The sequence below is a fragment of the Pseudomonas sp. AP42 genome (genome assembly GCF_001728935.1).
In the GTDB taxonomy this organism is placed as follows: Bacteria; Pseudomonadota; Gammaproteobacteria; order Pseudomonadales; family Pseudomonadaceae; genus Aquipseudomonas; species Aquipseudomonas lactis.
Map to the genome: position 1 here is coordinate 45,539 of NZ_LYSO01000003.1, position 16,249 is coordinate 61,787.

At 59.8% G+C, this 16,249-nt stretch carries 7 protein-coding genes; all 7 read left to right on the forward strand.

Going from position 1 to position 16,249, the window contains the following annotated elements; genetic code table 11:
* The first annotated feature begins 899 nt into the window (after window positions 1-899).
* On the forward strand, window positions 900-2,345 hold the full coding sequence (locus A7K61_RS02100) for a sodium:alanine symporter family protein (RefSeq protein WP_034129133.1): 1,446 nt from the start codon (window positions 900-902) through the stop codon (window positions 2,343-2,345).
* A gap of 76 nt (window positions 2,346-2,421) precedes the next feature.
* Entirely contained in the window at window positions 2,422-3,399 is a 978-nt protein-coding gene (locus A7K61_RS02105) for an asparaginase (RefSeq protein ID WP_069556857.1), read from the forward strand.
* A 114-nt stretch (window positions 3,400-3,513) separates the two neighbouring features.
* A complete protein-coding gene (locus A7K61_RS02110; protein WP_069556858.1) occupies window positions 3,514-8,151 on the forward strand; it encodes a hypothetical protein in 4,638 nt (1,545 codons plus the stop codon).
* Between the two features lie 63 nt (window positions 8,152-8,214).
* The gene (locus A7K61_RS02115; RefSeq protein WP_069556859.1) at window positions 8,215-9,207 is read left to right on the forward strand and encodes an AraC family transcriptional regulator; all 993 of its coding nucleotides are present in this window, start codon (window positions 8,215-8,217) and stop codon (window positions 9,205-9,207) included.
* 127 nt (window positions 9,208-9,334) lie between these two features.
* Window positions 9,335-10,369: a histone deacetylase family protein gene (locus A7K61_RS02120; RefSeq protein WP_044269965.1), complete on the forward strand. Its 1,035-nt coding sequence runs from the start codon at window positions 9,335-9,337 to the stop codon at window positions 10,367-10,369.
* On the forward strand, window positions 10,366-11,457 hold the full coding sequence (locus tag A7K61_RS02125; protein ID WP_069556860.1) for a polyamine ABC transporter substrate-binding protein: 1,092 nt from the start codon (window positions 10,366-10,368) through the stop codon (window positions 11,455-11,457). The genes A7K61_RS02120 and A7K61_RS02125 overlap by 4 nt, the downstream gene beginning before the upstream one ends.
* A gap of 177 nt (window positions 11,458-11,634) precedes the next feature.
* Window positions 11,635-16,245 carry a dermonecrotic toxin domain-containing protein gene (locus A7K61_RS02130; protein WP_069556861.1) on the forward strand — a complete coding sequence of 1,537 codons (4,611 nt, stop codon included), beginning with the start codon at window positions 11,635-11,637 and terminating at the stop codon, window positions 16,243-16,245.
* The last annotated feature ends 4 nt before the right edge of the window (window positions 16,246-16,249 follow it).

Sequence of the window (16,249 nt, forward strand, 5' to 3'; positions counted from 1 at the left end):
TTTGCTGATATCGGGCCTCGGGTGAGGCCCGTTTGGGTTACCTGAACTTTTCCAGAATGTATGCAGCCGCCAACCAAATCAGAGCCGTAAAGATCAGCGTCGTACCGAGGGAATCAGGCGAGCTCGACAGGGGCAACTACTGAAGCTGTCCAGCGTGCCAGCGACACGTTTTCCATGACTTTGAATATGGGAAATGCCGCCTAGAATCTGGTAAGTCCCTGCATGTTTCCCGCACGTCACTCGGTCGCCTTCACGCGCGTGGAGAACACCGTGCATATTTACCCTTCATCCATATGGTATTTGGCCGTGCTTTCCTCCCCGCCTCGATACGTGTGACGCCTTTCAATCGAGGTAAACGAGTAAAGGAAAGTCAGCGGCAAGCCAAACTCTGGAGAGGGATTTACTTAGGGCAAAGCCGGACGATTCCGTGAGTTTTGTCGTATAAATCTGATGGGTTGCGGCGCCCGATGCCGTGCACCGGGCGCGTATTACTCGTTGCCACTACGTTTCCAGGCACGGTCGTCAAATGGCTGTTGTGGCGAGGGAGCAAGCTTGCGCTGGGACGCGAAGCGGCCCCGGAAAATGGGACTGCTGCGCAGTCCAACGGGAGCGAGCTCCCTCGCCACAGGTAAGCTATTTATCGGCCCCAGCGCGCCTTTTCCTATTGACCGTTCCTCGGCCAATTACGCCCCTTGCAGACGGCTGGCGCGCACCTAGGTATAGTGCCGCCCCTCTTCGCGTCTGCGGCCGTCGGTAACGAGGCCCGGGTACACCGCGAAAGCGCATGAATAACAACACCCGCAAAAGGATGGGGATCGAGCGTCGTGCACTGCCTGGTGCCGAGCGATGCGTCGGACCTTCCTGCGTTTGCCATTAGAAAAATCAGCGAGGAACACTCCATGCTCGAAGTCATCAACGACTTCCTCTCAGGGAAAGTACTGATCGTGCTCATAGTCGGGCTCGGCGGTTATTTCACGATCCGCTCGCGTTTCGTGCAATTGCGTCACTTTTTCCACATGTTCTCGGTGTTTAAAGACAGCCTCAAGAGCAGCGCCGGCCAACTCAGTTCGTTCCAGGCGCTGATGCTCAGCCTGGCGGGCCGCGTGGGTGCCGGTAATATCGCCGGTGTCGGCATTGCCGTGACTCTGGGTGGCCCGGGTGCCGTGTTCTGGATGTGGGTCACCGCGCTGGTGGGCATGTCTTCGAGCTTTATCGAGTGCTCCCTCGGCCAGTTGTACAAACGCACCGACGCTGAAGGCACCTACCGTGGTGGCCCGGCGTATTACATCCAGCACGGCCTGCACAAGCGCTGGCTGGGGATGGTCATGGCGTTCCTGCTGCTGGTGACCTTCGGCTTTGCCTTCAACGGCCTGCAAGCCCACGCTGTGACCCACTCGCTGAACAACGCCTTCGGCCTCGACACCACCTACACCGGCCTTGCGCTGGCGGTGTTGCTGGGCCTGGTGTTCATCGGCGGGATCAAGCGTATCGCCTCGATCGCCGACCTGCTGGTGCCGGTCAAGACCCTGGTCTACATCGCCGTGACTCTGTACGTGATCGTGCTGCAATTCGACCACGTACCGGCCATGCTCGCGACCATCGTCAAGAGCGCCTTCGGTCTCGACCAAGCCTTCGGTGGCCTGGTGGGCAGTGCGATCATCATGGGTGTGAAGCGCGGCGTGTTCGCCAACGAAGCAGGCCTGGGCAGTGCGCCTAACGTGGCGGCAGTGGCGTCGGTAGAACACCCGATCGCCCAAGGCGTGGTGCAAGCGTTCAGCGTGTTCCTCGATACGTTCGTGATCTGCACCTGCACTGCGTTGCTGATCCTGCTGTCCGGCTTCTACACCCCGGGCTTTGAAGGCGACGGCATTGCCCTGACCCAGAATTCCCTGGCGGCGGTAGTGGGTGACTGGGGCCGCATGTTCATCTCGGTGGCCCTGGCGTTGTTCGTGTTCACCTCGATCATGTACAACTACTACCTGGGCGAGAGCAACCTGCGCTTCTTGGTCGGTAACAACCGCAAGGTGCTGATGGGTTATCGCGCCTTGGTGCTGGTGCTGATTTTCTGGGGCTCCATCGAGAACCTGAGCACGGTGTTCGCCTTCGCCGACATCACCATGACCATGCTCGCGTTCGTCAACCTGTTCGCCCTGGCGTTCCTGTTCAAGATTGCCATGCGCATCCTCAACGACTACGACAACCAGCGCGCGGCGGGTATCAAGACCCCGGTGTTCGATTCCAGCCAGTTCCCTGACCTGGACCTGGACCGCAAGGCCTGGCCGGCCAACCCGGTGAAAACCGAGGCGGCCCCGGCAGCGGAACTGAGCGCTCAAGCGCAACGTTAATCGCAGCCAGATGACACGCCGCTCGGCCTTGGGCATGCTCTGGGCCCGGCGGCGTTTTTCGTTCAGGAGATTTTCGATGCAATCAGCTAATAACGTGATGGTGCTCTATACCGGCGGCACCATTGGCATGCAGGCCAGCGCCAACGGCCTGGCGCCCGCGTCTGGTTTTGAAGTGCGCATGCGTGAACAGTTTGCGGGCGCAGACCTGCCCGCGTGGCGCTTCCAGGAAATGTCACCACTGATCGACAGCGCCAACATGAACCCTGCCTACTGGCAACGCCTGCGCAGCGCCGTGGTCGAGGCGGTAGATGCCGGCTGCGACGCCGTGCTGATCCTGCACGGCACCGACACCCTGGCCTACAGCGCGGCGGCCATGAGCTTCCAACTGCTGGGCCTGCCGGTGCCGGTGGTGTTCACCGGCTCGATGCTGCCAGCCGGTGTGCCCGACAGCGATGCCTGGGAAAACGTCAGCGGTGCGTTGACGGCCTTGGGCGAAGGGTTGAAGCCGGGTGTGCACCTGTACTTCCACGGCGCGTTGATGGCGCCGACCCGCTGCGCGAAGATTCGCAGTTTTGGGCGCAACCCGTTCGCAGCCTTGCAACGCCAGGACGACTTCGCCCGTGCCGACTCCCTGCCGGCAGCGCTGGATTACCGCCAGCCCAAAGCCTTGGCGAACGTCGGCGTACTGCCGCTGATACCCGGTTTCGAGGCTGCACAGCTGGACGCAATCATCGGCAGCGGCATTCAGGGCTTGGTGCTGGAGTGCTTCGGCAGCGGCACCGGGCCGAGCGATAACCCGCAATTCCTCGCCAGCTTGCAGCGTGCGCAGGATCAAGGGGTGGTGGTGGTCGCCATCACTCAGTGCCATGAAGGCGGTGTGGAGCTGGATGTCTACGAGGCCGGCAGCCGCTTGCGGGGCGCCGGCGTGTTGTCCGGCGGTGGGATGACCCGCGAAGCCGCGTTCGGCAAGTTGCACGCCTTGCTCGGTGCCGGCCTTGCCGTGGAGCAAGTGCGGCGCCTGGTAGAGCTGGACCTGCATACCCAGCCAGCTTGAACGCTTAAGACAGCCCTACATAAGCACTGCAATTCCCTGCTTGCCGATACCTAACATGGAATACCCGAGCCTGCGCTCGGCTTTTCCATTGATCGGCAAGACAGGGATGCCCGCATGACGACCTCCAGTTCCACACCCTCGCAGCAAACGCCTCCAGACACTGAAACACACAAACTGGCCACTCAACTGTCCGTCGGACCTTCGTTCCGGGAAGCGGCTCGCGAACTGCTGCGCCAGTCTTTGCTGGAGAAATACCCCGACCTGGACATCGACCCGGCCATGACACTGATGGGCACTTCCACCTGGGAGCTCATCGATGACCAGATCGTGCCGGGGCCAACACATTATGAAACCCTGAGCAGCATCCTGGCCCGGCAGGCCATCCTCAAAGTGCCGACGCTGTGCGTCGAGGGCAATCACTTCCTGACCCTGAAGCCGGTAACCGACCCCCCGCTTCATTTGCCCGTGCGTATTGTCGAAGTCGCCAACCTGATCAACACCCTGGCGCCGGTGGTCTACCGGGCCTTTCAGGAACAGCTGATAACGTTCTGGAACCAAAGCAACGGCAACGGTCCTCGCTGGCAAACACTCGCCCAGAGCCTGCGCGGAGCCTGGAATGTGCAACACGTCGATGCCTGGACCGACGAATACTGCACGATGGCCCGCACGCTGTTCCATGCACCCACCCGCTCCGCTCGCCAAGACAAAAATCGTTATAGCAGCCGCGCTTACCTGATTGATGCCGACCTGGTCAAAGGTTCCAAGACGCAGCACACCGACCAAGTGTTCATGACCGTGCTGGAGGGCAAACTCGAAGACAAAACGCTGATCCTCTGTTACTCACCCTTCAAGGGATACGAGAAATACGACACCTACCAACAGCTAGGCGATTCGTTGAAGGATCACCTGGAGCAACCCGAGGCCTTTGATCGCCTGGAGTGGCGCCTTTATGAACCCGACGGCGATTTTTTCGAACACGCAGCCTGCAAGCTGATCGCCCTGCAGCTTGAGACCGTGGAAGGTCTCAAAACCAGTGATGGCAAACAGCCCAGCACCCAACAGTCACCCCTGCTCACACTCCCGACGCCTGCCGAAAAATCGGTTGCCAAGGGCCCGGGGCCGGGCTGGTATCAAACCCTGCTGCCAGACTGGCTGACCGATGCCTCTGCCAGCGATCAATCACTCTATGCACGCCACCTCAAGGACTTGGCCGCGCTCAATAGCCTGAATGCCGGCAAGACCTATGAGGACGGTATTCCCAGCATTCATCAATTCGCCTTGGACCAGTTGAAAACCGAGCTGCTCAAGGACCACCCGACCCTGCAACACCTGAAGCTCGACAAGCTGAAAATCCAGGTCAAGAGCCTGGTGGTGTGGGGCCTTTTCACCGTGCCAGGGCAGTACGAAACCACCACGTTCAGCCTTGCCGAACTGGCCCTGCAAAACCTGATTGCACTGCCCACCGGTAATAAAACGTTGCTGAGCGACGTCGGCCACTCCATACCGAATCAGATCACCGTGGCTTACCTTGAGACACTGATCAGCCGCTGTAATATCGGTGCCACCTACCCAAAACTGATCCGCAGCAAACTGCTGGATGACTCGGCTGAGGCCTCACGTCGCAAAAAACTGTACCGCGATCACCTGCGAGTCCAGCTGCCGATGTTGGCCTTGCAGCACAAGATCCGCCGCATTGGCGGGATTGACGAGCGCGGCTACCGCTACGTCGTAGCTGTGATGCAGGACGAAAGCGGCGACCAATACGTCGACGGCAAAGCCATCGTGATGCGACGCCTGAGCTTCAACCCCAAGCGCCGGCTCATCAACAGCAACGATGATGTCACCAACATGTACATCATCGGCCCAGAAAATGCGCAAGACGGCCCTTGCGTGCTGTACCGCCCGTTGTTTGAACCCGCGTTGCTGCAATATCCATCACCGGCGAACTTACTGTATGCCATCAGCCAGTCGCGCACTTTGCGAGACTCGGTGGTTACCTGGCTACCGGACTCGGTGCGTCACCACTACACCAATTATGTCTTTACCAGTCATTGGCCTTCGCCATGGCTTGTCGCCGAGTTTCTGGTCAACCCCAGCGATCTATGGACCTATAGCGGCCCCGTGAATCTTGGTGAGGAGGTGCTCAATGGGGATAGGTTCAAGACACTGTTCGATAGCAATGCCAATGCGCTGGTTGAACTGGCGGACCGCCAGTCGGTATCGAATGCCGAACGCCGCTGGGACACGTTGAAGCAAGCCGGTTGGGTGCTCTTCAACGCGGCCCTGCCCTTTATGGGGCGCGTGGCAAGTACTAGCGCATGGATCTGGCAAATCGTCGAACAACTGGATACCTTTGCCCAGGCGCATGAGGAAGGCGATAAACCCGCACAATGGTCGGCGCTGACCGACGTGCTGCTTAACCTGGGCATGGCGATCACCTTGCACAGCGCCCAGCGCAGCAGACCTAAGTTCGAACCGGCCAGGATCGAGCCCACCAAGGTCAAGACGACCGAGCTTGCGCCTGAAACGCCAGGCCCCTCCAGCACGATAAGCTTCACCGTCGAGCAACTGCCTGAGCGCACCTCTCTGGCCCCGCCTCCCGATCACGAGATCGCGCTGAACACGAGCGGCGCAATCAACCGCACGCCAGCGCTGGAAACCTCGATGCTTGAAGGCTTTAAAATAGAAAAACCCGATGACCTCGGCACCGTGATAGACCAGCCGGCTGCTGACCAATACCTGTATCAGTTGGGTGAGCAGCACTACGCTCCCGTCGGCAAAAACTGGTTCATGGTGAAAGTGGACGATGATAAAAACATCGTTGTCATTGACCCCAACCAGACCCACCGCATCGGGCCCATGCTGGTTCACAACGCCCAGGGTCAATGGTCCGTCGATCACCGGATACGCCTGCGTAAATCCAGTACCGATCGGTTGAAAAATACCGCCAAGGACCTGGCAATCAGCGAAGCCGACGCATCGCGCAGGAAATTGAAAGCGTTTGAAACCGCAAAAAAAAACCAGCAGAACCTACTGCAAGAAACCCGCAAAGCAATGGACGAGGCCCCCAGTACCAGTGCCCAAGCCAAACGCCAGGCCTACCTGGACACGCTCAATCGCCAATCAGAAGACTACGAAAAAGCACGCCAACACTTGCTGACCATGGCCGTCTTCACCTCGGAGCCTGAATTCCAGATAAAAGCCATTGGTTACCTACAGGCTCAACTGGAACTCAATGAAGCGGGGGTAAACGAAGAGCTCATCACCTTTGCGCCAAAACTCTCGCCCGTCCTGGACCAGCTCCCAACCCATGCACCGTCACCTCATACCAGCGATATCGCCGACCACCAACAGGTCGTCGAGATGAGCGACAGCATGATCAAGCGCCTGGATTACGCTCAATCACGCTTCACCGAGCTGCGCAAATTCGGCCCGGCCGGATTCGACGTGATCAGAGAGCGCCAGCGCAAACTGCCCAGCTATACGAGCGACGATCTCAGGGCCCTGCAGGTGACGTTGGCCCGTCACTTGTGCCTGGCCCCTGAATCCCTCACCACCGAACCCCAGGCCTGGGAGTTGCTCAACGACACGCTCGACAGCGCCGACGTTGCAGTACAGACCCTGCGTGACACCCTGGATGAGCGAAGCGAATATCGCCTGGACGAGCGTATTGACGCCTTGAGCAACCTGGTGGAGCAATTCAAGTTCATCGATGAGCGCTTGCAGGACCTTTCTCAAGAGTTCTCCGAGCAGATCCAGGCCCAACCCTTGAAACGCCTGAGCCAATCGCTGCAAGGGTTCGCCAATCGCGCCAAGGCGGCACTTGTCCCGCTGCACGAGGAACAGAACCTGAAGCGCATCAAGCCCACCCCTCCTCCTACGCCGCCCAGGCCGCTGAAGAGGTTTATCCAGACACGCTACAACGGCGTGCTGATTGGCGAACCCCGCTTGGACCCGATAGGGACCGTATCAAAGTTCGTTGATATCAAGTCCCCGATAACCGGCCAGGTCCTGGCTACCTTTCATGAGAAGACCCCGGGCATGTGGGTCGAGCACATCGAAACGTCCCCGGCACAGGCCACATCTACAGCGCTCACGCTCCACGACGCCACCACCGCGGGCGAAAAATTACTCGCCCAATTGCCGAAGTTTCAAGAACGCGCCAGCCAACAAGCCGACGATCCCTCGCGCACAGCCATTGGCATCGAGCACATGTTTCACCAGCACGCCTGGTTGCTCGAACGCAGCAAGCAAGATATCGACGAGGCATTGATCAAAGCCAAAGTCACGGCGCAAACCAAGCAGTCCAGCGCAGACCTGCGCAGAAGACTCAAAGCCGCCACAAAAGCACTTTACGAACGGGCCACTGAAACCGTGGCCAAGCTCATCAAGCGACAGCCTCCGACCATTGCCCATGTCGATTGGCTCATTAACCACCGCGAAATTGCGATCAAAAAGATCATGACCCGCCAGCCCCTCAAGGGCGCCACTTGGAGCTATCAAGATGAGTATGCGGTCATTGATCTGTCTACCAGCAAACCTCTCTGGTATGCGCATTTCCAATACTCGAGCGCCCACGCTTCACTCAATAGATTTCTTCACGCACGACTCAAAACCCCAGCAGAACAACAGCTCAAAGAGGTAGCTGACACGCTCACCGGCTTAACCGCAGAGCAACAGCTCGACTACTACCGCAGTTCCATCAACCTGACCCAAGCCCAGCGCTTGTTTTTCCCGCCAGAGGTCTATTGACGGCGCGCTCGCGCAACGGCACATAACTTGCTCCAGCCTGACAAACCCAGGCTGGACTCCATCATGCTGCATTCACACCTGACCACCCTCAATGCGGTCTCGCTGATCCTGGAGACGTTCAAGCCCGACGGCATACCCAGCCAGACCCTGCTGGCTGGCAGTGGCATCGCCAGTGCCGACCTGAGCCGCGCCGACACGCGTATTACCACTCATCAGGAAATGCGCGTATGCGCCAACGCCGTGGCGTTGCGCCGGGACATCGGCCTGGAACTGGGCCGGCGCATGCATGTGTCGTCCTACGGCATGCTCGGTTATGCACTGCTCACCAGTGCCACCTTCGGTGACGCTTTGCGCCTGGCCCTGCGCTACCCGGCGCTGTTGGGAACACTTTTTGAACTGAGCCTGGAAGAGGACGACCAGCGTGTCTGGTTCAGCGCCACTGACTACCGCGAAGACCCAGCCCTGGGCGCCTTCAATGTCGAGTTCTGCCTGCTCTCGCTGAAAGTCATCTGCGACGACCTGCTCGGCCAGCCGTTGCCATTGCTCGGTGCACGCTTTGAATACCCAGCGCCCGACTATCGAGCACGCTACGCCGAACGCTTCGACTGCCCGCTGCAATTTGGCGCCGCCACTAACGCCTTTGCCTTCGACCGTGACTGGCTCGACCAGCCCCTGCCGCTGGCCGATGCCGTCACCCACTGCGCCATGGTGGAACGCTGCCGTCGGCAGAACGCCGAGTTCACCGGTCGCCAGGCCTGGCTGGGGCGCGTGCGCCTGTTACTGGCCGCGCAATTAAATGCCGCTCCGGGCCTGGATGGACTGGCAGGGCAAATGAACTGTTCGGCACGCACCCTGCGCCGGCATTTGCATGATCTGGGGTGCAGCTATCAGGAGTTGCTCGACGAGCTACGCTTCGAACGCGCCAAGCAGTTACTGGGGGAGGATGAACTGCCGATCTACCGCATCGCCGAACAACTGGGCTTTAGCGAGACCGCCAGCTTCAGGCATGCGTTCGTGCGCTGGAGCGGTGTGGCGCCGAGTCAGTTCAGGCCCTAGCAAGGGGCGAATAGCGGACAAACACATTGGCCATATCGATCCCCTTTTGGCCGCTCCTGCCGTTCTCCAAACCCCGGCGTCTGGCAACACTGCATGGCATACCCCTGAGCCTTTGGAGAACAACAACATGCTGACGATCTACTCGGACGATCATCATTTGCACCATGGCCGTTGTGAGCTGATGGACGGGCAACTGATGCCCTGCTTCGAAATGCCCTCGCGCGCCGACCATGTACTGCAACGCGTCAAAGAGCGGGAGCTGGGGCCGGTGCAGGCGCCGCAGGATTTCGGCCTGGCGCCGCTGCAACGTATCCACAGCCGCGACTACCTCGACTTCTTCAAAGACGCCTGGCAGCGCTGGACCGAATACGGCCAGGACGGCGACCTGCTGCCCTACACCTGGCCGGCGCGCACGTTGCGCCGCGTGTTGCCCACCAGCCTGCACGGCCAGTTGGGCTATTACAGTTTCGACGGTGGCGCGCCAATCACCGCAGGCACTTGGCAAGCGGCTTACAGTGCGGCGCAAGTGGCCCTTACGGCGCAGGCCGCCATCGCGCAAGGCGCCCACAGTGCCTTCGCCCTGTGCCGCCCACCGGGGCATCACGCCGCCAGCGACTTGATGGGCGGTTATTGCTACCTCAACAACGCGGCCATCGCAGCCCAGGCATTCCTTGATCAGGGCTGTAAAAAGGTCGCGATCCTCGACGTGGACTACCACCACGGCAACGGCACGCAGTCGATTTTTTACGCGCGCAGCGACGTGCTGTTCACCTCGATTCACGGCCATCCGGAGGCGGAGTTTCCGTTCTTTCTCGGCTATGCCGATGAGCACGGCGAGGGCGCAGGCGTTGGTTTCAACTTCAACTATCCGTTGCCAGCAGGCTCCGGCTGGCAGGCCTGGAGCGCCGCGCTGGAACAGGCCTGCGCCGAGATCGAGCGCTACGCCGCCGACATCATCGTGGTGTCCCTGGGCGTGGACACTTTCAAGGACGACCCTATCTCGCAGTTCAAGCTCGACAGCCCGGACTACCTGGCCATGGGCGCACGTATTGCCCGCCTGGGCAAACCCACGCTGTTCGTGATGGAAGGCGGCTACGCGGTGGAAGAAATCGGCATCAATGCCGTCAACGTGCTGGAAGGTTTCGAGGAAGCAGCCCAATGAACATGCTCAAGTCGCTCGCCCTGTGCGCCGTGGTTGTCAGCGGCGCAGCCCAGGCCGAAGAAAAAACCCTGAAGGTCTACAACTGGTTCGACTACATCACGCCCAAGGCGCTGGAAGACTTCAAGGCCCAGCACCCGTCGATCAAGCTGGTGTACGACATCTTCGACACCAACGAAGCGCTGGAAGCCAAGTTGCTCACCGGCAACTCCGGCTATGACGTGGTGGTGCCTTCGAACGTGTTCCTGGGCAAGCAGATCGAGGCCGGCGTGTTCCAGGCCCTGGACCGCAGCCAACTGCCCAACTGGAACCACCTTGATCCCAAGCTGATGAAGCTGATCGAGGCCAACGACCCCGGCAACCAGTACGCCGTGCCCTACATGTACGGCACCATCCTGATCGGCTTCAACCCCGCCAAAGTCAAGGCCGCCCTGGGCGACAACGCGCCCGTGGACAGCTGGGACCTGATCTTCAAGGAAGAGAACATCAGCAAGCTCAAGCAATGCGGCGTCGCCCTGCTGGACTCGCCCTCGGAGATCCTGCCCCTGGCCTTGCAGCGCCTGGGCCTGGACCCCAACAGCAGCAACCCCAAGGATTACGACAAGGCCGAAGCGCTGTTGATGAAGATCCGCCCGTACGTCACCTACTTTCATTCCTCCAAATACATGGCCGACATCGCCAACGGCGATATCTGCGTGGCGGTGGGCTACTCCGGCAGTTTTTCCCAGGCCGCCAACCGCGCCAAGGAAGCCAAGAATGGCGTGACCGTGGACATGCGCCTGCCCAAGGAAGGTGCGCCGATCTGGTTCGACATGCTCGCCATTCCCAAAGGCGCTAAAAACCCGGGCGATGCCTACACCTTTATCAACTACCTGCTGCAACCCAACGTGATCGCGCCGATCAGCGACTTTGTCGGTTACCCCAACCCCAACAAGGACGCCAGCGGGTTGGTCGACCCGGCCATTCGCAACAACCCCAACCTGTACCCGACCGACGCGGCCATGGCCACGCTCTACACCCTCAAGCCCCTGGACAGCAAAGCCGAACGCGCCAGGACGCGGGCCTGGACCAAGATCAAATCCGGGAAGTAACGCACCGGTTCTCTGGTTGGTCGTTTTTCTTTAAAACGAGGGCCGCTTGCGCCCTCGCCACCCTTGCAGCACTGAGCAGTTGCGCCTCGACGTATCTACCGCCTTCACCGCCATGGCGCTCGCTACCTTGCCCATTCCTGAAGCCCGTCCGGGCCATCGAATGCAGAGGAGCTGCGCATGCCCAATGACATCGCCAATAACCACCGCCCACCGACGACCTATGAACTGCTCACCCAACTGACCACTGGCCCCACCACCCGTGAAGTGGCCGCCACCACACTGCGCTCGGCGCTCAAAGAGCTGTATCCCACGCTGAATATCGACCCCGACCTGGCTGTGGTGGTCAGCCCTCAATGGGAGGTGATCGGCGAGGCTGTCGAACGCGCCCCAGCGCTTGTCGAATCGCTCACGTCGGTGCTCGCGCGTCAGGCGCTGTCCAGCGACAGAGTCACCTACATTGACGGCCAACACTTCCTGACGTTGCAGCCCAATGCTGCGGCACCTGTCCACCTGGCCGTGAAGATCGACGCCATCGCACGCCTGATCAACGAGCTGTCCGGCCTGCTGTTCACCGCGTTCCAAGAACAGCAACTGGACTTCTGGAACGCATCCAACGGCGCCGCCGGCCCGCGATGGCAGTCCTTCTCCAACGCCCTGCGCAAAGTATGGAACCTCACCCAAGAGCAAGGCTTGGATGAACACGAGTGCGCCATGGCGCGCACGGTGTTTCAGGAACCCGACCGGGCCAAGCGTTCACGCAAAGACCCTTACAACAGTCATGCCTACCTGGTTGATGTGGATATCCTGGCAGAGGGTCAATCCACCCACGTGAACTTTATGGACATCACCGTGTTAGTGGGCCAGTACCAGAAGCGCCAGATGGTCCTCACTTACTCATTGGTCAGTGGGTATGAAACGTTCGAATCATTGGCCGCGTTCGGTGCCTCGTTGCCCGCCCGGCTGAGAGCTCCAGAACGAGACACCACCTTGCAATGGCGCCTGTATGAACCCGACGGCAACTTCTTCGATGCCCTGGCCTGCATCCTGATTTCGCTGCAAATACAGGTGATTGCCAGTTTCGGCGAGACGGATGTGCGGGAACAACCCCGTGCCCCCGGCGTGGTGAGCATCGTGCCCAGCATTGAAGAGATGAGCGATCATCAACTGTCGAGTATCCGCGACATTCACCAACAACTTCCCAACTGGCTGGCGTCGGCATCAGACTCCGATACCGCCGCCTACAGCCGCTACCTGATCGACCTGGCCCACCTGCACACCCACTACCAAGGCGAGACGTTCCAGGACGGCATTCCAGCCATTCGTGACTATGCGCGAACCCAGTTGCAAAGCCGCATCCGTGCTCCGAAAGAGAACGCGCACCTGAACCTGGACAAGATCGAGATCGTCATCGAGAGCCCGGTCCTGTGGGGCACCTTTATCATCCCCGATACCGTGGACATTACCCATCGCAGCCTGATCGACCTGGCCCTGGAGAACCTCACCGGCCTGCCCACCGGCAATACCACGGTGCACTACAACGGCAAGGACAACGGCGTACCCGACTGGCTGACCTACAGCTACCTGAAAGACGTAATCGAAGACATCGATATTGGCCAGTACTACCCTGCCCTGGTCAAACAGAAACTCCTCGAGGACCCGCAGCAATCCAGCCGACGACAGCAGCTCTACACCAGCCACTTGCAGGTGCAATTGCCGCTGCTGGCCCTGCAGATGAAGATTCGCCAACAGGGCGGTATCGATGAACGCGGTTACCGGTATGTCGCCGCGGTGATGCGTACCCAGGAACATGAGCGCCAGGTGGACGGGCAGCCTATCGTCATCCGCTGCCTGGCGTTCGTGCCCACCCTGCGCCCTGGGCATGAACAAGACGGGGTCGCCAATATGTTCGTGATCGGCCCACGACAGTCCGACGCTGGCCCCTGCGTGCTCTATCGGCCCCTGCTTGAACCGGCGCTGCTGCAATTTGCGTCGCGGCAAAACCTGCTGTACGCCATCAAACATGAACGATCGTTGCGCGAATCGGTTTTGGCCTGGCTGCCCGAGGCACAACGGTTCAATTACGCCCAATACGTGTTTCCCGACACCGTGCCGTCGCCTTGGACGGTGGTGCGTGCGCTGGTCGAGCCTCTGACCGTGCTGTACATGAGCGGCCCGATCACGCTGACCGATGAAGAAGTGGGCAATGACACACTGGCCACGCTGTTCAAGGCCAATGCCAATGCCCTGGTCGAATTGGCAACCCGCCAATCGGTGTCCAACGTGCAAAAGCGCTGGGCGACCTTTCGGCATGCCGGCTGGCAGATATTCAATGCCGCATTGCCGTTCATGGGCCGCACCCTTGGCGTCGCCGCCTGGATCTGGCAAATCATGGACGACCTGCAAGCCGCCGAGGAAGCGGTGAACAAGGACGACTCGCCCGCGTCCTGGACAGCGCTGGTGGACGTATTCCTCAACCTGGGCATGGCGCTGACCCTGCACATCGCTCTGCGCCACCCTAGCGCACTGGAGCATTTCGAGGCGCCCAAGGTCGAGACCGAATCCGAATCAACCGCCCTCCAAACGATAGATAAGCCTGCGGTGCCCGAGGCAACATTCAGCGCAGATCAACAAGCCAATATTCCCGACAGCCAAGTACCCGCCAAGCATCAAGGCCCGGTGCACATCAGCGGGGCCCTGAGTCATAGTCACCTGGGCCTGGCCAGCACACTCGACAGCTTCAGCGTGACCAAACCTGAGGCACTGGGCGAACAGAACAAAACCCCCGGTCGCCACCTGAATCTCTATGCGCTTGCAGACAAGTGGTATGCCCCGGTGGGCAAGCGTTGGTTCGAGGTGATGGTCGACGACAATGACAGCGTCATCGTCATCGACCCGAACACCCCATCGCGCACCGGCCCACCGCTGATCGGCAACCTGGCGGGCCAGTGGTTTGTGGATGTTCGGCTGCGACTGCGCGGCGGGGGCCTTCGAAACCGTCGACGGGCAGTCAAGGTCGATCAGCCTGCGCGCATTTCGGCGCTCAAGACTTCGCTCAACGCTTTCGATGCGGTCGCCGCCAGCAAACAACTGGACGTGCTTGAATCCAAGCCCGCGCTGGACGCCGCTGCCGGCCCTTCCACCGACCAGCAGCGCAGTGCGTTCCTCGGTAAAGTCGATGGCCGGCTGGTCGAATACGACGAAGCGATCAACCAGTTGAAGTCCTTGAGCATCATCGACACGGTGCCCACCTACCAGAGCAACATGAGCGGCTACCTGAAGCAACAAGTGCAATTGACTCAGATTGCCTTGGAACAGCAACTGGTGAGCTACAAGGAGGCGCTGCTGTCGTCGTCGCCCGTCCTTGAAGCCGAGGCAGATATTAACTATCAGGACCAGGCACAAAGCGCACAAAACCTGTCCACTCTGAACAGGGGGATCATCGAGCGCCTGGCGTTCATCAACGAGCGTTTCGGCGATCTCAAAGCCCTGGGAGATGAAGGCGCAGCCGTCATTCGTAAAACCATGGAATCATTGCCCTCGTTCACGCTTATCGAACTCAAGGCGCTGGATATCAGCTTGGGCCGCTACCTGTGTATCGACGAAGCGCAAAGCCAGATCCCAGCCACACTGCGCGAGCGAATGGGCCAGGTCGTCGATACCGCCGAATTCAACGTCGAAAGTTTCGTTGAGATCGTGGAACGCGGTAACGGTACGTCGCTGGATGAACGCATTGACGTCTTGGACAGCCTGGTTGAGCAATTTTCCAGCGCCGATCAGCGCCTGCTGGACCTGCACGCCGATTACCCGCGGTACCTGCTCAAGCCTCGCTTGGAAAGCCTACGCCAGCAGATTGGCGAATTCAGCCAGCGGGCCGTGCGCGACCTGGCTTACCTCCTACGCCAGAAAAAAGCTCTGGAACCCAAGCCCGGCAGCTCAAAGGCAGAGCCCCCGCCACGGCGCAAAGTCATCAAGACACGCCATCACGGCCTGGTGATGGGCGAACCGCGTGAAACCGACAGCAGCCTGGTGGACATCAAGGCCGGCGTCACCGGCAAAGTGATCGCCACGTTCCACGAAAAAGCGCCCGGCGTGTGGGTCAAACGGCAGAAAACCTCGTCACAGCCATCTGCGCCTGCGTCCGTTGATCTGGACACCAGCATCAACGCCGGGCAAACGCTACTGGATGGAGAACAGACTGAAATCCGCAAAAACCAGGGGTTCTCCAGGAAGCCCTGGCACGCACCGCAGGACATTCAAGACATGTTCAATGCCTATGCCAGGAGGCTTGAAAGCGCATCCAACAACATTGAAGAGGCCCTGACTCGCCGCAACCTTACCGAGAGCGATCACACTTCCGCCGCCTCGACCAACCGTAAGCTCAACGAGGCGGCACAACGGTTTTATCGGCTCGGCAAAAAAACCTATCTGGAGATGGTCAAACATCAAGCACCCACTGCCGAGCGCGTGGAGTGGCTGCATAGCCAAGGCTTGATCCGCATCGTCAAGGTCGTGAGCCGCCGCGCACTCAAAGGGCCCAACAAGGGCTATTTGGACGAGTACGAGATTCGCGATAAAGAGAGCGGCAGGGTGTTGTGGTACGCGCACTTTCACTATGGGACGAAGGATGCCGCCCTTGAGGATTTCACCGCAGACCACCTCAAGACTCGCGAACAACAAGGGCTCGGGGGGTCTCATCAACGCACTGGCCCCAATGACTGGGACATCATCGAGATTCACCGCCGCAAGATCGGCAAGCCACTGGCCAAGTCGCTGTTCTTCAACACCTGAACGT